We start from the raw sequence: 17114 nt of genomic DNA on the forward strand, positions 1-17114 counted from the left end.
TTGTGAGTTCGATTTATGAAAAATCAATTATTAACTATCATTTGCTACATCCCAAGCTGCAGAAACGGTACCAATTAGACGGGTCTCATACATTCAGCGGGACGGGAACGATGTCAGAAATAAGCGGAGGCTCTTTTCTGGTTAGAATGCTGTTAAAGCTTGGTGTTTTTTTCAGATGCTTCTTTTCAGAAAGAGGCAAAGACATCCCATTTACAATACAAAATAGAACTTGTCTTTTGAAATCGCAACATACAGGGATAGAATGGAATCGTACATTTTTCTTTAAAGGCAAAAAACGTTTCTTTGACGCGATAATGATATATGACGAGAAAGAAAATAGAATACTTGATTTCTTCGGCAAACCTCATCTGCTGCTGTCTGTTTTGACGTTCGAGGCATCTCATGACGGCTCTCTTACGATCACATCGGGAAAGCAATGGCTATTGATATGCGGAAAAAGTATCCCGCTGCCGAAATGGCTGACAGGTACATCCGTAGTTTGCGAAACGTTTGATGAAAGAAAGAATTGTTTCACCATTGAAGTGCATGTGCAAAATACAATTCTGGGCACTCTTTTCTTTTATAAAGGAACGTTTCAAGAGGAAGAGAGAGAATCATGAAACGAAATGGCATAGTCAGTGCGCTTTGTTTTATTGGATTTCTTGCAGCGGAAACACCGGATATTTCAGTGGCAGAGGCACTCGTTTTGTTATCCATTCTATTTTTCGTGCCGGGAATTTTTCCTTTTGTTTTTCGTCAATCTCCGGTTCATGCTGCTCAGTTTATGGAATATGGGCTAATCCAGTGCTATCCTGTAGCCGCATTCTTTGCGGTGCTGGCTCTAGTGACGGAGGTTGGGGGTTTCGCGCTAATCTGGTGGACGTACACAATTTTTATTGCATTGTATGTGATCCTCCGCCTTTGGGAAACAAAGATACATAGAATCGAAGAGACATCAGTTTTGTTCGGTCTTATTTATTTGGCGGGAGGAGGATTTTGGTTTTTTGCTTATGCTGCCCATTTGCAGATCATGCAATTTGGCCCTCTCATCATTTTGCTGACTGCTGTCCACTTTCACTATTCTGCTTTTCTGATCCCGATCTTCAATGGTTTACTCGGCAGAACCATTAGAAAGCATCGGATGTTGTACAGTTGGATAACATGGGTGATTTTACTTTCGCCCCTTCTTATCGCGCTGGGCATCACATATTCAAAAACACTTGATGTCATTGCGGTTAGCATTTATATGGCGGCGATTTATCTTCATGCATTTTTGGTGTTCACGGCAGCTTTTCGCACCAAGACGGGGACATTTCTTATTCGGCTTTCTTCCGCTGTTTTAATGATAACGATTGCTTTCTCGATGATTTATTCATTTGGTGTATTTCGGCAAGAAGTTACATTGACCATCAATCAGATGATTTGGATTCACGGTTTTGTCAACGCGTTTGGTGTTATCTTGCCCGCTCTTATAGGGTGGAGAATAGAGGTTCCGAAGCCTTTTGATGCAGACCGTGTAAAGACATTCAGCCGTATCTACGGAAAAAGAAAGATTGGAGAAGAATTTTTAGCTAATATTCAAGCTGAAAATAACGCTCGGTACAGCGGACTTGTGGATGATATGGGCAGCCTGCGTTCAAAAGATTTTTCACCAGAAAAACTGGCGCCGCTCATTCTTTCGTTTTATGAACAAACCATCGAATACAATATTAAAGCAAAAGTAACATGGAGCACGTGGTTTCGGCCGCTTGCAATTATTTACGAATGGTTCAGCAGAAGAATCGGCCAAATACATCTTTCGACGAACCCTGACTGGTATAGGATGTACAGCAAGATAAAAGGTGTTCATTCGAAAAAAGACGGAAGGGAAAGAGTTCGTGCCTGGATTAGAACAAATGAAAAAAACGAAACCATTTTTACCGCTCTTTATTCAGTGTATCGCTCAAATGGAGAGGGGTATATGAATATTTCTTTACCGCTTCCATTCAGCAGCATGACAGGTATTTTAAAACCATATCATCATCAGGAGAAGCTGGTTTTAACAAGCAGGCGGAGAAAAAGCAGAGCGGGGGATGAGGGGATTTATCTGCAAACAAGAGCGGGAACTTGTCCGCTTCCTTTATCTGAAACCTTTCTGATAGAAGCTGCACATGACAACAAATTAACCGCTGTTCATCATATGTGGCTGTTCGGAATAAAATTTCTAACTGTTCATTACAGCATTACACATATTAACCAGCCTATTGAAAGAACCTAATACAAAGAAGAAGCTTCGTCTGCCAGTTGTAATAGATGAACTGTTTTAAAATTCTGCGCCGCATCAAGACAGGAAAGGAAGGGTTTATGGTGTTTTATATCAGTTTATTTCTGATTCTTTGGCTGGCTGCTGGGTTTGCAGTGGGAATGAAACAAGTGTATGTCGATCAGCTGTTTGATAAAACTGTGATCGAAAGGCTGGAAAAAGAAGCGAATGATCATGGACACGCTGACCGGATGATCAAACAGCGCGTCCTTTATATTGCAGCAGTGACATTAAGCGGGTTTATTTCTGTTTATTATGAAATGAAAACAATCCCGCAAAGGCGAAACATAAGAAAAATTGAAAAAAACATTATGAATTTAAATCAAGCAAAAAAACGAAGAATGAAGAGAAAATAAAAAATGCACAGGCCAAAGGGCAGGTGCATTTTTGTTTTGTATGGAAATGGGGGAGGTGGTGCCAGCTTACTTTTCATAAATTCAAAAATGAGAAGAACAGCGCCCGGGCTAATGGTATATAATATTGTGAATTTAACAAAAATTTAACAAGGAGGACGAGAGAATTCGTGCTAAAGCCTCAAAGAGACCTACATCCTGTTGATTTGGACTTAGAGGCGGAGTAGATGAAAACGGCCAAAGTATCCCTGCTCCGCCGTTTGCTCCATTCCTTGAAGCATGTTGATTGTAACATAGCCAAACGTTTTCCATCAACTATTAAAATTGTAAAATTATTGTTAATTTTTATGGTATTTACTCCGATTTCTTCAATTTATGCTGAAGATGTATATCAGAATTTTGAGGAATTAAAAAACAATGAAGATCCTTCTGATTACGACGTTGTTACGAAAGAAACCGGAAGCTCTGTTCTTGTTTTAGCTATTCACGGAGGAGGTATTGAAGGCGGGACAAGTGAAGTAGCGAGAGAGCTCAGCAAAGAGTACTCGATGTATTTATTTGAAGGCTTAAAATCGGCAGGAAACTCAGTCCTGCACATTACGAGTACGCACTTTGATGAACCTCGGGCCCTTAAAATGACGGGAAACCATGAATATGTCATTTCATTACACGGGTACGCAGAAGAAGATCAGCAGATCGAAGTCGGCGGTACAGATCGCGTAAGAGCGGCAGATTTAGTTGAGAAATTGCAGCATGCCGGTTTTCCTGCTGTATTGCTCAATACGGACCATCCGCATGCGGGCGTTAGTCCGAATAACATTGCAAATAAATCAAAAACAGGTTTAAGTATCCAGATAGAAATGAGCACTGGCTTTCGAAAGTCTTTGTTCGGCATCTTTTCTTTAAAAAGCAGAGCTGTTACTCAAAATGAGAGGTTTTATGAGTTTACAGAAGTGATGTTCCGTTTTCTCAAAAATAGCTACTGAAAAATAGGAGGCGATAAGACAGCCTCCTATTCCTTATGTTTCTCATTCGTTTCGGGAAACAACTCGTCTGCGGCTTCCGTTTGATACTGCAACGTGTTATCTCTCGCTGACAGTTCATTTCGGAAATTTTCATCAAGCACATTTTTCAGTAAATACCGATGAAAAAAGTATTCAAAAACAGTAAGACAGGCAGCGGAAAGGAGAGCCGCTCCAAATGGTGAGAAATCGTTTCTTGTTTGGGTTAAAACAAATACCCAAAGAATAACGAATGAAAGGCCAAAGTCAGCCAATGAAGCTGTAATATTGTTTGTTCTGGGTAAGACGAGCATGTCACCAGAAAGATAAGAAACAAAACCTAAGAAAAGTGCAATAAACATCACACTTAAAAAGGATGCGTGATAGACTCTGTCCAAAATCACATATAAAAGGGCGAGAGTGAAAGCAATCTTTGAAGCAAGCGCAATGATATGTTTCATTTGACCACCTAAATTGTTATTTTTTGAAGGAAATTCTTGGGCGTAAACAAGTGATAAATAATGCAATTCAAAACCATTCATAATGTCATGTTACTATTTTAAACAGTCCGTTTTTGTTTACACTGGTATTTTTTTCAGCTGTATGAAACTTTCTTATGAAAAAGTCGTATATGTGGTGATCAGCTTTCAAGGGGGGAATGATTTGTGGAGATAAAAGGAATCAATCACTTGCTATTTTCAGTTTCGCATTTGGATACATCGATTGATTTTTATCAAAAAGTGTTTGGTGCAAAGCTATTGGTAAAGGGAAGAACAACTGCATATTTTGATATGAACGGCATCTGGCTAGCTCTTAATGAAGAACCAGACATCCCGAGAAATGACATTAAGCTTTCTTATACCCATATTGCTTTTACAATTGAAGATCATGAATTTGAGGAGGTGTCAGCTAAATTAAAAAGACAACATGTCAATATTCTGCCTGGCAGAGAACGAGATGAACGCGATCGAAAATCAATTTATTTTACCGACCCTGACGGCCACAAATTTGAATTTCATACCGGAACCCTTCAAGACAGGCTTCGATATTACAAACAAGAAAAAACGCATATGCACTTTTATGATGAAACGGCCTTTTGATATCACAACCATATTTCATATAAGGTTAAATTGAAAGAAGGGTGTTGGGGGAGACTTTATGTTTGGGGAAGGTTTCTACCCGACTTGTTCAACGATGCCATATCTTTTGAACTGCACAAGTGATTGGGTGAAGGTGAAATTGAAATACACATTACATTTTATATGAAGAAAGCGAGCTGTTTTAACAGAAATATGAACTAATTAAACTGTGTACTAAATTTTCATTATATTTCAATTGCCTCGCCCCTTAATAAATATGAAACCGCATCCTTCCACGACCTAAAAAATGAAACGTTTTTAAGAAGATAGCGTCTAATATTCTAAACGTTCATATTTTGATAAAAGTTTCCTGAAGGAAAAAAAATTTCTTGACTTCAACAATCTTTTGGTGGATAATTATGGTGTAAACATGATGTTCTTTTTCCTCCTATTCAGGCTCGCACCCAAAAGTCAGGGCGAGCCTGCTTTTTTTGAACAACAAACCCCCTCTCCGTAAAGGAAGAGGGGGTTATTTCATGCATCTGATAGATCAATAGATTAATGGACGGTTCTGAACACGCCAATCACTTTCCCTAGAATGCTGACATTCTGCAAAATGATAGGTTCCATCGTTGGGTTCTCAGGCTGCAAGCGAATGTGGGTATCCTCTTTATAGAATCGTTTTACAGTTGCTTCATCATCTTCTGTCATCGCAACTACAATTTCCCCATTGTTCGCTGTGTTTTGCTGTTTAACGATGACATAGTCCTTATCGAGAATACCGGCATCTATCATACTGTCTCCCATAATCTCCAGCATAAATACATGCTCGTCTGGAGGAACCATGCGGTCAGGGAGCGGAAAATATTCTTCAATATTTTCTACTGCTGTAATAGGAGATCCCGCCGTGACTTTCCCGATGACCGGTACATTAACGACCTGGCTTTGCGGAATGTCTACTTCTTCATCAAGAATTTCTATTGCTCTTGGTTTTGTCGGATCCCGTCTGATCAGTCCTTTTGTTTCCAAGCGGGCCAAATGGCCGTGGACAGTAGAGCTGGACGCAAGCCCGACAGCCTCTCCGATCTCTCTAACGGAAGGCGGATATCCTTTTGATTTAACCTCTGCTTTAATAAAACGGAGGATATCAAGTTGCCTTTTTGATAGCTTCGTCATTTTTCGCACCTCAAAACGTCGATTTTAAGAAGATTATAGCATGATTTTCCTTACAGTACAAACATAGGTTCGAAAAAACAATTGACAGAAACGTTTGTTCGTATATACTGAAATTATAAAAATGCGAACAAACATTCCTGTTGGAGGTTATGATCATGAGTAAAGAATCTATTATTTTTGTCGGTCTGTTCACAGTGATTTTGAGCGCGGTTATCCTTATGCTGTCATATACAAGCAGCGGCCAGGAGCTTAATCAGTATGTTAAAATAGAAGTCCAGCAAGGCGACACACTTTGGTCAATTGCTGATCGGGTAGCAGATACAAAAAAGATAAACAAAAATGATTTTATTGAATGGGTAGCTGATAAAAATCAACTACAAACATCTGATATCCAGCCGGGTGATGAGTTAGTGATCCCATTGAAAAAGAAGCATCAGGATGCATATGAATTGGCAACTGTAAGATAGAGAGGAAAGAGAGATAAAATGAAAGCACTCATTTATGCCCGTGTAAGCACAAATAAAGAACAGCAGGAAACGTCATTAAAGCGGCAGGAGGAGGAGCTTACGGCCATTGCAGCGGAGAACGGCATGGAAGTGGTCAAAGTGATTTCAGAAAAAGCCAGCGGATATGAAATGGATCGGGATGGTGTATTTGAGCTGCTTGATGAGATTAAGAACGCTGGAATTGATGTCATTTTGGTTCAAGACGAGACAAGGCTCGGGCGGGGAAACGCAAAAATCGCACTGCTTCATTGTATTTACAGAGAAGGTGTGAAAGTCTATACAACGGCTCACAGAGGTGAACTGGAGTTATCGGAGGCTGACTCAATGGTCTTGGAAATCGTCAGCATTGTGGAAGAGTATCAGCGAAAGATTCACAACATGAAAATCAGACGGGGAATGAAGCGTGCAGTAAAAAACGGTTTTAAACCGCAAAAAAACTTAAAAAACCAACATGAGAACAGTGGAAAAGAAAAAATAGAGGTGCCAATCTCTGAGATCGTCCGCCTAAGAGCGAATAAACTGACGTTTGCTGAAATCGCGGCTACCCTAAGAGGGTTTGGCTATGATGTCTCTAAAGCAACCGTTCACCGGCGTTTTCAGGAATACATAGAGAATGAAGAGACAGCAGAGTGAATCAGTTGTAAAACTTTTTTTGATCTAGTACTATATAGACAAAATGCAATAAAGGAGTTTAACATGATTTCAAACGCGAAAATTGCCAGAATTAATGAGCTTGCTGCCAAAGCTAAAGCTGGCGTTATTACAGAAGAAGAAAAAGCCGAACAGCAAAAGCTCCGTCAAGAGTACTTGAAAGGTTTTCGTTCTTCTATGAAGAACACGTTAAAAAGTGTGAAAATCATTGACCCAGAAGGCAATGATGTAACACCGGAAAAGCTAAAAAGAGAACAAAGAAATAACAAACTTCACTAATAAAAGAGGAATACGGCAATATCGTATTCCTCTTTTGCATATACTATAATCAAAACTCTTATGTGACAAAATTCAACAAGTTTCTCTCAAATTTAAGCTGAAACAGTTGAGAAAAAGTCGTCAGACATTTATGATGTAAGGGTACAACACATAAGGAAGGGGATTTTTATGGATACAATTGAAAAGAAATCAGTTGCTACCATTCGCACACTGTCAATAGACGCTATTGAAAAAGCAAATTCTGGTCACCCAGGGATGCCGATGGGAGCCGCTCCAATGGCATACACGCTGTGGACAAAATTTATGAACGTAAGTCCGGCAAACCCTGGCTGGTTTAACCGTGACCGTTTTGTTTTATCTGCTGGACACGGGTCAGCACTATTATACAGCATGCTTCATTTAAGCGGGTTTGATCTTAGTATTGAAGATCTTAAGGGATTCCGCCAGTGGGGCAGCAAAACACCTGGACACCCGGAATTCGGACATACTGCCGGTGTTGATGCTACAACAGGACCGCTTGGTCAAGGAATTGCCATGGCAGTCGGTATGGCAATTGCTGAACGCCATTTAGCGGAAACATACAACCGCGATTCATTTAACGTAGTCGATCATTATACATACAGTATTTGCGGTGATGGTGATTTAATGGAAGGTATTTCTTCTGAAGCCGCTTCACTCGCAGGCCATCTTCAGCTTGGCCGTCTGATCGTACTATACGATTCTAATGACATCTCTCTTGATGGAGACCTCGACCGTTCATTCTCTGAAAACGTGAAACAGCGTTTTGAAGCAATGAATTGGGAAGTTCTTTATGTTGAGGATGGAAACAATATTGAAGAATTAACAGCGGCTATCGAAAAAGCACGCCAAAATGAAAAGAAACCTACATTAATTGAAGTGAAAACGACAATCGGATTCGGTTCACCTAACCGTGCCGGTACATCCGGTGTTCACGGTGCGCCGCTTGGTAAAGAGGAAAGCAAATTAACAAAAGAAGCTTACGCGTGGACGTATGAAGAAGACTTCTACGTTCCGTCAGAAGTTTATGAGCATTTCGCTGCAGCTGTTAAAGAATCAGGTGAGAAAAAAGAACAAGAATGGAATGCTCAATTCGCTAAATATAAAGAAGTTTATCCTGAACTTGCTGAACAGCTTGAACTGGCAATCAAAGGAGAGCTTCCGAAGGACTGGGATCAAGAGGTTCCTGTGTATGAAAAAGGAAGCAGCCTGGCATCCCGTGCATCTTCCGGTGAAGTTCTCAACGGACTTGCGAAAAAAATTCCTTTCTTTGTCGGAGGTTCTGCTGACCTAGCGGGATCGAACAAAACGACTATTAAAAATGCCGGTGATTTTACAGCGGTTGATTACTCAGGCAAAAACTTCTGGTTTGGTGTACGTGAATTTGCGATGGGTGCAGCCTTAAACGGTATGGCGCTTCATGGCGGTCTTCGTGTATTCGGCGGAACTTTCTTTGTCTTCTCTGATTACCTCCGTCCTGCGGTTCGCCTTGCAGCGTTAATGGGCCTTCCTGTGACATATGTCTTCACACATGACAGTATTGCGGTAGGTGAAGACGGTCCGACGCACGAGCCTGTTGAACAGCTTGCTTCACTCCGTGCGATGCCTAACCTTTCTTTGATCCGTCCAGCAGACGGCAATGAGACAGCAGCAGCATGGAAGCTTGCAGTGCAAAGCACTGACCACCCAACAGCGCTAGTGCTTACACGTCAAAACCTTCCTACCATCGATCAAACATCTGAAGAAGCATTGGCAGGAGTAGAAAAAGGTGCATATGTCGTTTCTAAATCTAAAAACGAAACACCTGACGCTCTTCTCATCGCTTCCGGATCAGAGGTAGGTCTTGCAATTGAAGCGCAGGCTGAATTGGCAAAAGAAAATATCGATGTTTCTGTTGTCAGCATGCCTTCAATGGACCGTTTTGAGAAACAATCTGATGAATACAAAAACGAAGTCCTTCCTGCAGATGTGAAAAAACGTCTTGCAATTGAAATGGGCTCATCATTTGGATGGGGCAAATACACGGGGCTTGAAGGTGACGTTCTCGGCATAGACCGATTCGGTGCATCTGCTCCAGGTGAAACCATCATTAACGAATACGGCTTCTCAGTTCCGAACGTAGTGAATCGAGTTAAGGCATTAATCAATAAGTAAGCTTTTGAAAGAGGATGGGTCAAATCATCCTCTTTTTCTTGTTTATCCGACAAAAATAGTATTGGCTGTTTAACAGTAATAGACAATTCTTTCTTTTCTTCTTTTGTATAATAGAGAGCAAATGAAATGCTGCTGGAAAAGGGGATGAAAAGATGGAACGTCACTACTATACGTACCTGATCAAAGAGGAATTTGCCAATCACTATTTCGGCCGGGAATCGGTTATGTTTGAGCTGTTTCAAGACTATCATTGGACAAGCCTTGAAAAGCAGCAGTATGAAATGACAGAGAAACAGATTCAATATATTACACAACCAATCCCGATTTTACATATGCATCAGCGGTTAAAATTGAATTTAAACAAGACGGATTACAGGCAGCTGGATTATATTTATAGAATAGCTTTGCCGAAAGCAAAAGGCCATGCGACGTTTATGATGAAGGAGCACATGATAGAAATTGTGGCTTCGGGAGATTACGAGGCAGAAACGATATTCTTTGAAGTGTTAAGAAAAGTAAGCCCTTGCTTTTTAGCAATGGATTTCAATTCGAAGCGTTACGGATGGCTAAATCCGGTGAAAGAAAGAAATTTTGTCTAAAACCGAAGAAAAAGAGATGTAAATGTTGTATAATAGCTTTTGGTTTAGTACACTTTAAACTAGACAACATGAAGGAGGAAATAAAATGACTTTATGGGTTGGCATCCTAGTGGGCGTTGTTGCATTGCTCATAGGTGTTGCACTCGGGTTTTTTATTGCTCGTAAATATATGATGAGCTACCTGAAAAAGAATCCGCCTATTAATGAACAAATGTTACGCATGATGATGATGCAAATGGGAATGAAACCTTCTCAAAAGAAAATCAATCAAATGATGAAAGCCATGAATAATCAAACGAAATAATACGTAAAGATTATGATATAGAGAAACATGGTTATAAAATAAAAAACCCTTATACGGGTTTTTTATTTTGCAATCATTCATCACCCGCTACTGCACGAAGGCGCTGCTTTTGATATTGTATGAGAAGATGGTCAAGCTCCTGACTGAGCTCTATCGTAATATGAGATGTCATTCCGTTCGCCATGACAATTTGCAGCAGCTCTGCTCTTTTTTTTTCAATTTCTTTTAATAGATGCTCTCTAATCACAGGGATGTATCCTTTCATACATTAGATCTTCAAAGTGAATGTTTATATTATATCCATATTTATACTAATTTTCAAATGAGAAGGAGTATAATGTCTCAATGTCAAATTAAATTATATAAGTTTTTTCTGAAAATAGAAATCCTTCAAGTGAAAGTGTTAAAAAAATGAAATGATTTTGTCATAACTTGAAGGAATGTCAAATCATGAAGGGATGATGACATGGGAGACGTGAATTATTTTTTGACATTCGGAGCGGGGTTTTTATCCTTTATTTCGCCTTGCTGCCTGCCGCTTTACCCAGCTTTTTTGTCATATATTACAGGGGTCAGCATGGACGATGTAAAAACAGAAAAGCTGCTGCTGCAGAAAAGAAGCCTGTTTCATACTTTGTGTTTTTTGCTTGGCTTTTCAGTCATTTTTATTGCTTTAGGCTATGGAACATCTTTTATTGGCAGCCTGTTTAGGGATTATCACGATGCGATTCGGCAAATTGGCGCGTTGCTTATTATTTTGTTCGGTTTCATTACACTAGGTGTGTTCCGGCCTGAGGCTATGATGAAAGAACGGAGAATCCATTTTAAGCATAAACCAAGCGGGTTTTTAGGGTCGGTCTTAATCGGAATGGCATTTGCAGCTGGATGGACACCATGTACCGGTCCGATATTAGGTGCTGTTATCACACTTGCAGGCACCAATCCGGGCTCAGCGGTGCCATACATGATGTTATATGTACTCGGTTTTGCGGTACCGTTTCTTTTATTGTCTTTTTTTATCACAAAGCTGAAGTGGATAAGGAAGAACCAGCTTTTAATTATGAAAGCTGGCGGCGTTTTGATGATTGTGATTGGTGTGCTGTTATTCTTTAATTGGATGAGCCTGATCATTATTTTGCTGTCAGATCTTTTTGGAGGCTTTACTGGTTTTTGACGGTAAATTACTTTCGTACTACTACTAATCCTTTTGTTTTTGGTACAATAAGACTATTATCTGTGGAAATCGATTGTTGGAGGGGAATATGACAAGAGTTTTAGTTGTAGACGACGCCAAGTTCATGAGAGTAAAAATCAGAGAGATCTTGGAAGAGGCAAATTACATAATCGCAGGCGAAGCGGCGGACGGTGAACAAGCAGCGGACCTGTATAAAAAACTGCGCCCGGACCTTGTAACAATGGATATTACAATGCCGGTGAAAAACGGCATTAAAGCGCTTCGTGATATCTTAACCTTTGATCCTAAAGCGAAGGTCATCATGTGCACTGCCATGCGCCAGCAAAGAATTGTAACGGAAGCAATTGAGCTGGGGGCAAAGGATTTTATTGTTAAGCCGTTTGAGGAAACAAAAGTGCTGGAAGCTGTAAGCCGCGTTATGGGACATTAAAGTCATTTCTTTTCAAAATGGTTTTTTTTATTGTTTTGGAGTATAGTATATAGTATCAACACTCCGAGAAACAAAGGAATGATAAGTATGATGATTATAGTTTCATCGATTATTGCTGTGTTAATGGCTGTAGCTGTGATGGTGGTCAGAATAAAGTCCTCTGACAAGCCCGTTTCACCAAAAAAAATCATTCTTCCGCCGATTTTTATGAGTACGGGAGCGTTAATGTTTTTATTTCCGGTATTTTGGGTAACTGGTGCAGAGTTTTTGGAAGCATTCACTTTAGGTGTGATTTTCTCTATTTTTCTAATCAAAACTTCTAAGTTCGAAATTAAAAATAATGAAATTTACATGAAACGCTCTAAAGCATTTGTTTTTATATTAGTCGGTCTTTTGGTGATCAGAATCGTGATGAAATCGATCTTGAGCACATCAATCGATTATGGTGCACTGAGCGGAATGTTTTGGATTCTGGCTTTCGGTATGATTGTGCCTTGGAGAATCGCCATGTATTTATCATATCGCAAACTTCATAACGAGCTGCAGTCAGCTAATATTCAAATGAATTAAAAAACCTTTCCTGACAAGAGGAAAGGTTTTTTATTTGAGAAGGGTCTGATAAGGTTCCAAATCGATTTTTTTGTCCCGCAGATGCCTTTTTAAGAAGGTATGGTCTCTTTTAGGAGTTGCGAGAATATAGCCTTTGATCATAAGTTGCTGATCAATCTTTGCTACCTTTTCTTTTAATGCAAGCTCACCGATTTTGCCTGCGATTTTGGCTTTTGCTGCATCTCTGAACAGTTCTGGCACCGGCGCAGTCAATTCATCTAGAAACTGTTTGTTTTCATCGTTCCATAAATGTCTGCTGTTTTCAATATAGTAATCCTGCCAATCAAGCTCTGATCTGCCGTCCTCTTTTGGTAAACGTTTTAAAAACTTTCGAAACATGAAAAAACCGCCGATTGATAATAAGACTACCATCATGATCACCCAAAACAGAATAAACCATAAAAACCATCCTTCCAGCATCAATCATTCCCCCTTATTCTAACCATATTGTATACGAAGAGAGATTAGAAGAACACAGTAAAAAAAGAATAGAAAAAAGTGATAGACGTCTAGTCAAAAGAGATAGTAGATCATATTCTATTGTATAGTGAATCTGCTATTTGGCCATGGGAGAGTCACTAGAGGGTATTTGACGATAAATGGACGGAAAAAAAGTCACTTTCATAATAGGGGATGAAAGTGACTTTTTATGTTTAGCTGAGAGGAAATTGAAGAGAAAAAGAAGAGCCATCTTCTGTTTCTTTATTGACGGCGACTGTGAGTATTTGATTTTCGCATTCGGCTTGAATGGTTTTGTCATTAAAATAAAAAGGAAGCATCATTTGTTTTTCAAAAGTCTGTCCTGACGATTTGACAGTTAAGATGAACTCGCATCCAGAAAGGGTAACTGTTACTTGTGTAGGCTGTAAAAAAGTCAGATCCGCTTCTATAATATACTGCTGACTTGTTTCATATAAATCAATAGGCAATGTTTCGTCGTACCAGGCGAAGGGGTCTTCAAAAAATTGCCGAAGCCATTCACCCATACTATCGAAATCATTCGCATCGTTGCGTTTTGAATGGTTCATGGAAGCATTCCTCCACATATCAACCTTGCTTAACATCATATGCGGTGGATTATTAATGGGTGAACGCATAAAAAAACAGACACTAAGGTCTGCTTTTCTTACATATCATGGCTTGAGTTGTGCTTTTGTCTTGTATGGTTTCGGTTCTTTACTTTTTTGCTTCCGCTTAGAGGCTCGGGTTGTCCGGGATTGTGTCCTTTAGGGGCGTTTTTATGCATATCTTTACTTGTATTCTTATTGGTCATAAATTGAGAACCTCCTTAAAAGAGTTCGGTGTTATTGATTGGTTTTTCTTTTTTTTGTTATTTTGGCGTTCTGCTTCAGTCAGTACAAGCTGGTCGTTTTCAATATAGCCGGCGCCTTTGCCTTGGCTTTTTGCGTCATTCATTCCGTTAATTACGTGATTCGCTTTTCTTTTGACCATCATTATCACCTCAATCATAATATGGCTCCTTTTATTGTGTTATATGAGAGAGCGTAAACAGTAAAAATTACCGGTACATTTTTCTCATAAGTCGAACTTATTGTATTTAATAAAAACATTGATATTTACTTATGTATGATTTTGTTTTAATATGAAATTGTGAGAAAATTGTGATGGAATGTAATGTTCATCTGAGAATGATCTGATCTGAAGGGGGATTTTGGAGAATGGCAAACGAGCAAAAAACTGCAGCAAAAGACGTTTTCCAAGCAAGAAAAACGTTTACTACAAATGGGAAAACATATCATTACTACTCTTTAAAAGCGTTGGAAGATTCAGGTATAGGAAAGGTTTCGAAGCTTCCTTATTCCATCAAAGTTCTTTTAGAATCAGTATTGCGTCAAGTTGACGGCTTCGTTATCAAAAAAGAACACGTGGAAAATTTGGCAAAATGGGGAACTGCCGAATTAAAGGATATCGACGTTCCGTTCAAACCGTCTCGTGTTATTTTACAAGACTTCACAGGGGTTCCGGCAGTAGTAGATCTGGCTTCACTGCGTAAAGCAATGGCAGCTGTCGGCGGAGATCCTGATAAAATCAACCCTGAAATTCCTGTTGATCTCGTTATCGACCACTCTGTACAGGTAGATAAAGCGGGTACAGAAGATGCATTAGCAGTAAATATGGACTTGGAATTCGAAAGAAATGCAGAGCGCTACAAATTTTTAAGCTGGGCAAAGAAAGCGTTTAACAATTATCAGGCAGTGCCGCCTGCAACAGGTATTGTGCACCAGGTTAACCTTGAGTTCTTGGCAAGTGTTGTCCATGCCATTGAAGAAGACGGCGAGCTTGTAACGTATCCTGATACGCTTGTCGGAACAGACTCACACACAACAATGATTAACGGTATCGGTGTTCTCGGCTGGGGTGTCGGTGGAATTGAAGCTGAAGCGGGAATGCTTGGACAGCCTTCTTACTTCCCAGTTCCAGAGGTAATCGGCGCGAAACTTATTGGCAAGCTTCCAAACGGAACAACAGCTACTGACTTGGCGTTAAAAGTAACACAAGTGCTGCGTGAAAAAGGCGTTGTCGGTAAATTTGTTGAATTCTTCGGACCGGGAATTGCTGAACTGCCGCTTGCAGATCGCGCAACAATTGCGAATATGGCTCCGGAATACGGTGCTACATGCGGATTCTTCCCAGTAGATGAAGAAGCGCTTAACTACCTGCGCCTGACTGGCCGTGATCCTGAACATATTGATGTTGTTGAAGCATACTGCAGAAGCAATGGTTTGTTCTACACTCCAGATGCGGAAGACCCTCAATTTACTGATGTGGTTGAAATTGACCTGTCTCAAATTGAAGCAAACTTATCGGGTCCAAAGCGTCCTCAGGATTTGATTCCGCTATCTGCTATGCAGGAAACGTTTAAAAAGCAATTAGTCAGCCCTGCAGGTAACCAAGGATTCGGTTTAAATGCTGAGGAAGAAAATAAAGAAATTAAGTTTAAACTCCTTAACGGCGAAGAAACAGTTATGAAAACGGGTGCGATCGCCATTGCTGCGATTACAAGCTGTACAAATACATCAAACCCATACGTTCTGATCGGCGCCGGACTGGTAGCGAAAAAAGCGGTTGAGTTAGGGCTTAAGGTGCCTAATTACGTGAAAACGTCACTTGCACCGGGTTCTAAAGTTGTTACAGGATATCTTGTGAATTCAGGCCTTCTTCCATACATGAAAGAGCTTGGCTTTAACCTCGTTGGGTACGGCTGTACAACATGTATCGGGAACTCAGGTCCGCTTTCACCGGAAATCGAAGAAGCGGTTGCGAAAAATGATCTTCTGATTACGTCTGTCCTTTCCGGAAACCGTAACTTTGAAGGACGTATTCACCCGCTTGTTAAAGGCAACTATCTTGCTTCACCGCCACTTGTTGTGGCATATGCGCTGGCTGGAACGGTAAACATTAACCTGAAAACCGATCCAATCGGTGTGGGCAAGGATGGTCAAAAGGTATACTTTAATGATATTTGGCCGTCAATGGACGAAATCAATGCACTTGTTAAGCAAACTGTTACGCCAGAGCTATTCCGCAAAGAGTATGAAACAGTATTTGATGACAACAAGCGCTGGAACGAAATTGAAACAACAGATGAAGCTTTATATAAATGGGATAGCGAGTCAACTTACATTCAAAACCCGCCATTCTTCGAAGAAATGTCTGTTGAGCCAGGCAAGGTTGAACCATTAAAAGGTTTGCGTGTTGTCGGTAAATTCGGCGATTCAGTCACAACTGACCATATTTCTCCTGCGGGGGCAATCGGAAAAGATACGCCTGCCGGAAAGTATTTGCAAGAAAAAGGGGTTTCTCCTCGTGACTTTAACTCCTACGGTTCCCGCCGCGGAAACCATGAAGTTATGATGAGAGGAACATTTGCAAACATTCGCATCAAAAACCAAATTGCACCAGGTACAGAAGGCGGATTTACGACGTACTGGCCGACTGGTGAAGTAACATCCATCTATGATGCGTGCATGAAATACAAAGAAGATAAAACTGGTCTTGTCGTATTAGCAGGAAAAGACTATGGTATGGGATCTTCACGTGACTGGGCTGCAAAAGGAACAAACCTTCTCGGCATCAGAACGGTCATTGCAGAGAGCTTTGAAAGAATTCACAGAAGCAACCTTGTATTCATGGGTGTGCTGCCGCTTCAGTTTAAACAAGGTGAAAATTCGGATACACTCGGCTTAACGGGTAAAGAAGTCATCGAGGTAGATGTTGATGAAACAGTTCGTCCTCGTGACCTTGTGACTGTAAGAGCAATCAATGAAGACGGCAATGTAACAACTTTTGAAGCAGTCGTCCGCTTTGATAGTGAAGTTGAAATTGATTACTACCGCCATGGCGGCATCCTTCAAATGGTGCTTCGTGAAAAAATGAAGCAGTCCTGATGAATCAATAGGAAGAGAAGGCATTTCGCTTTCTCTTCTTTTTATGACA

General features: G+C 40.4%; 22 protein-coding genes and 1 pseudogene. 16 read left to right on the forward strand and 7 right to left on the reverse strand.

Annotated elements, in window-relative coordinates; all coding sequences use genetic code 11:
* Positions 1-2: 2 nt before the first annotated feature.
* From AC0OMA_RS09830 to pghL, 4 genes are all read left to right on the forward strand, one after another.
* Entirely contained in the window at positions 3-620 is a 618-nt protein-coding gene (locus AC0OMA_RS09830) for a DUF4166 domain-containing protein (RefSeq protein ID WP_268555157.1), read from the forward strand.
* Positions 617-2257: a YndJ family protein gene (locus AC0OMA_RS09835; protein ID WP_474222085.1), complete on the forward strand. Its 1641-nt coding sequence runs from the start codon at positions 617-619 to the stop codon at positions 2255-2257. The genes AC0OMA_RS09830 and AC0OMA_RS09835 overlap by 4 nt, the downstream gene beginning before the upstream one ends.
* A gap of 86 nt (positions 2258-2343) precedes the next feature.
* A complete protein-coding gene (locus AC0OMA_RS09840; RefSeq protein ID WP_474222431.1) occupies positions 2344-2658 on the forward strand; it encodes a hypothetical protein in 315 nt (104 codons plus the stop codon).
* A 224-nt stretch (positions 2659-2882) separates the two neighbouring features.
* Positions 2883-3641, forward strand: coding sequence for a gamma-polyglutamate hydrolase PghL (gene pghL / locus AC0OMA_RS09845; protein ID WP_474222086.1), 759 nt, complete (start codon positions 2883-2885; stop codon positions 3639-3641).
* Positions 3642-3667: 26 nt separating this feature from the next.
* Here the strand turns inward: pghL and AC0OMA_RS09850 are convergent, their stop codons facing one another.
* Positions 3668-4117 (reverse strand): YndM family protein, encoded by a 450-nt coding sequence (locus tag AC0OMA_RS09850; RefSeq protein ID WP_015483284.1) that lies wholly within the window; start codon positions 4115-4117, stop codon positions 3668-3670.
* 204 nt (positions 4118-4321) lie between these two features.
* Between AC0OMA_RS09850 and fosB the strand changes: the two genes are divergently transcribed.
* Positions 4322-4756, forward strand: a complete 435-nt coding sequence (gene fosB, locus AC0OMA_RS09855; RefSeq protein ID WP_015383763.1) for a metallothiol transferase FosB — start codon at positions 4322-4324, stop codon at positions 4754-4756.
* Positions 4665-4922: pseudogene (locus AC0OMA_RS09860) on the forward strand (hypothetical protein). Before fosB ends, AC0OMA_RS09860 begins: the two are co-directional and overlap by 92 nt.
* 371 nt (positions 4923-5293) lie before the next feature.
* On the opposite strand, the gene lexA reads toward AC0OMA_RS09860, so the two are convergent.
* A complete protein-coding gene (gene lexA, locus AC0OMA_RS09865) occupies positions 5294-5911 on the reverse strand; it encodes a transcriptional repressor LexA (RefSeq protein ID WP_003238209.1) in 618 nt (205 codons plus the stop codon).
* A gap of 149 nt (positions 5912-6060) precedes the next feature.
* Here lexA and yneA point away from each other — a divergent pair, with 149 nt between their 5' ends.
* The 6 genes from yneA (at position 6061) to AC0OMA_RS09895 (ending at position 10422) form a co-directional block, all read left to right on the forward strand.
* Entirely contained in the window at positions 6061-6378 is a 318-nt protein-coding gene (gene yneA / locus AC0OMA_RS09870; protein WP_474222087.1) for a cell division suppressor protein YneA, read from the forward strand.
* Between the two features lie 18 nt (positions 6379-6396).
* On the forward strand, positions 6397-7050 hold the full coding sequence (locus AC0OMA_RS09875; protein WP_015383764.1) for a YneB family resolvase-like protein: 654 nt from the start codon (positions 6397-6399) through the stop codon (positions 7048-7050).
* A gap of 63 nt (positions 7051-7113) precedes the next feature.
* Positions 7114-7347: a DUF896 domain-containing protein gene (locus tag AC0OMA_RS09880; RefSeq protein ID WP_003231595.1), complete on the forward strand. Its 234-nt coding sequence runs from the start codon at positions 7114-7116 to the stop codon at positions 7345-7347.
* Positions 7348-7515: 168 nt separating this feature from the next.
* The gene (gene tkt / locus AC0OMA_RS09885; RefSeq protein ID WP_015483285.1) at positions 7516-9519 is read left to right on the forward strand and encodes a transketolase; all 2004 of its coding nucleotides are present in this window, start codon (positions 7516-7518) and stop codon (positions 9517-9519) included.
* Between the two features lie 152 nt (positions 9520-9671).
* Positions 9672-10118 (forward strand): sporulation inhibitor of replication protein SirA, encoded by a 447-nt coding sequence (sirA, locus tag AC0OMA_RS09890; protein ID WP_015383766.1) that lies wholly within the window; start codon positions 9672-9674, stop codon positions 10116-10118.
* Between the two features lie 85 nt (positions 10119-10203).
* Positions 10204-10422 (forward strand): YneF family protein, encoded by a 219-nt coding sequence (locus tag AC0OMA_RS09895; protein ID WP_003221221.1) that lies wholly within the window; start codon positions 10204-10206, stop codon positions 10420-10422.
* Positions 10423-10495: 73 nt separating this feature from the next.
* Here the strand turns inward: AC0OMA_RS09895 and ynzD are convergent, their stop codons facing one another.
* Complete coding sequence (gene ynzD / locus AC0OMA_RS09900) at positions 10496-10669, reverse strand: aspartyl-phosphate phosphatase YnzD (protein WP_010886518.1); 174 nt, start codon at positions 10667-10669, stop codon at positions 10496-10498.
* Between the two features lie 219 nt (positions 10670-10888).
* Here ynzD and ccdA point away from each other — a divergent pair, with 219 nt between their 5' ends.
* The 3 genes from ccdA to AC0OMA_RS09915 all read left to right on the forward strand — a co-directional run bounded on the left by ccdA (position 10889) and on the right by AC0OMA_RS09915 (position 12617).
* Positions 10889-11596 carry a cytochrome c-type biogenesis protein CcdA gene (ccdA, locus tag AC0OMA_RS09905; protein WP_063335412.1) on the forward strand — a complete coding sequence of 236 codons (708 nt, stop codon included), beginning with the start codon at positions 10889-10891 and terminating at the stop codon, positions 11594-11596.
* Positions 11597-11684: 88 nt separating this feature from the next.
* Positions 11685-12047, forward strand: coding sequence for a response regulator (locus AC0OMA_RS09910; protein WP_003245707.1), 363 nt, complete (start codon positions 11685-11687; stop codon positions 12045-12047).
* 78 nt (positions 12048-12125) lie between these two features.
* On the forward strand, positions 12126-12617 hold the full coding sequence (locus tag AC0OMA_RS09915) for a CcdC family protein (protein WP_072174017.1): 492 nt from the start codon (positions 12126-12128) through the stop codon (positions 12615-12617).
* 30 nt (positions 12618-12647) lie between these two features.
* Here AC0OMA_RS09915 and yneK read toward each other — a convergent pair whose 3' ends face one another.
* The 4 genes from yneK to sspO all read right to left on the reverse strand — a co-directional run bounded on the left by yneK (position 12648) and on the right by sspO (position 14108).
* Complete coding sequence (gene yneK, locus AC0OMA_RS09920) at positions 12648-13076, reverse strand: DynA interaction protein YneK (protein ID WP_003231580.1); 429 nt, start codon at positions 13074-13076, stop codon at positions 12648-12650.
* A 233-nt stretch (positions 13077-13309) separates the two neighbouring features.
* Entirely contained in the window at positions 13310-13702 is a 393-nt protein-coding gene (gene cotM / locus AC0OMA_RS09925; protein ID WP_181219264.1) for an outer spore coat protein CotM, read from the reverse strand.
* Positions 13703-13782: 80 nt separating this feature from the next.
* Positions 13783-13929: a small acid-soluble spore protein P gene (locus AC0OMA_RS09930; protein WP_003221237.1), complete on the reverse strand. Its 147-nt coding sequence runs from the start codon at positions 13927-13929 to the stop codon at positions 13783-13785.
* Positions 13926-14108 (reverse strand): small acid-soluble spore protein O, encoded by a 183-nt coding sequence (gene sspO, locus AC0OMA_RS09935; protein ID WP_474222432.1) that lies wholly within the window; start codon positions 14106-14108, stop codon positions 13926-13928. Before sspO ends, AC0OMA_RS09930 begins: the two co-directional genes overlap by 4 nt.
* A gap of 227 nt (positions 14109-14335) precedes the next feature.
* On the opposite strand from sspO, the gene acnA reads away from it, so the two are divergent.
* On the forward strand, positions 14336-17065 hold the full coding sequence (acnA, locus tag AC0OMA_RS09940; protein ID WP_181219266.1) for an aconitate hydratase AcnA: 2730 nt from the start codon (positions 14336-14338) through the stop codon (positions 17063-17065).
* Positions 17066-17114 lie beyond the last annotated feature (49 nt).

The sequence above is a fragment of the Bacillus sp. AMCV2 genome, from assembly GCF_056033925.1.

Coding starts and splice junctions, on each gene's coding strand:
- AC0OMA_RS09835 (WP_474222085.1), top strand. CDS start 617: ATGAAACGAAATGGCATAGTCAGTGCGCTTTGTTTTATTGGATTTCTT.
- AC0OMA_RS09840 (WP_474222431.1), top strand. CDS start 2,344: ATGGTGTTTTATATCAGTTTATTTCTGATTCTTTGGCTGGCTGCTGGG.
- pghL (WP_474222086.1), top strand. CDS start 2,883: ATGAAAACGGCCAAAGTATCCCTGCTCCGCCGTTTGCTCCATTCCTTG.
- AC0OMA_RS09850 (WP_015483284.1), bottom strand. CDS start 4,117: ATGAAACATATCATTGCGCTTGCTTCAAAGATTGCTTTCACTCTCGCC.
- lexA (WP_003238209.1), bottom strand. CDS start 5,911: ATGACGAAGCTATCAAAAAGGCAACTTGATATCCTCCGTTTTATTAAA.
- yneA (WP_474222087.1), top strand. CDS start 6,061: ATGATCATGAGTAAAGAATCTATTATTTTTGTCGGTCTGTTCACAGTG.
- AC0OMA_RS09875 (WP_015383764.1), top strand. CDS start 6,397: ATGAAAGCACTCATTTATGCCCGTGTAAGCACAAATAAAGAACAGCAG.
- AC0OMA_RS09880 (WP_003231595.1), top strand. CDS start 7,114: ATGATTTCAAACGCGAAAATTGCCAGAATTAATGAGCTTGCTGCCAAA.
- tkt (WP_015483285.1), top strand. CDS start 7,516: ATGGATACAATTGAAAAGAAATCAGTTGCTACCATTCGCACACTGTCA.
- sirA (WP_015383766.1), top strand. CDS start 9,672: ATGGAACGTCACTACTATACGTACCTGATCAAAGAGGAATTTGCCAAT.
- AC0OMA_RS09895 (WP_003221221.1), top strand. CDS start 10,204: ATGACTTTATGGGTTGGCATCCTAGTGGGCGTTGTTGCATTGCTCATA.
- ccdA (WP_063335412.1), top strand. CDS start 10,889: ATGGGAGACGTGAATTATTTTTTGACATTCGGAGCGGGGTTTTTATCC.
- AC0OMA_RS09910 (WP_003245707.1), top strand. CDS start 11,685: ATGACAAGAGTTTTAGTTGTAGACGACGCCAAGTTCATGAGAGTAAAA.
- AC0OMA_RS09915 (WP_072174017.1), top strand. CDS start 12,126: ATGATAAGTATGATGATTATAGTTTCATCGATTATTGCTGTGTTAATG.
- yneK (WP_003231580.1), bottom strand. CDS start 13,076: ATGCTGGAAGGATGGTTTTTATGGTTTATTCTGTTTTGGGTGATCATG.
- cotM (WP_181219264.1), bottom strand. CDS start 13,702: ATGTGGAGGAATGCTTCCATGAACCATTCAAAACGCAACGATGCGAAT.
- AC0OMA_RS09930 (WP_003221237.1), bottom strand. CDS start 13,929: ATGACCAATAAGAATACAAGTAAAGATATGCATAAAAACGCCCCTAAA.
- sspO (WP_474222432.1), bottom strand. CDS start 14,108: ATGGTCAAAAGAAAAGCGAATCACGTAATTAACGGAATGAATGACGCA.
- acnA (WP_181219266.1), top strand. CDS start 14,336: ATGGCAAACGAGCAAAAAACTGCAGCAAAAGACGTTTTCCAAGCAAGA.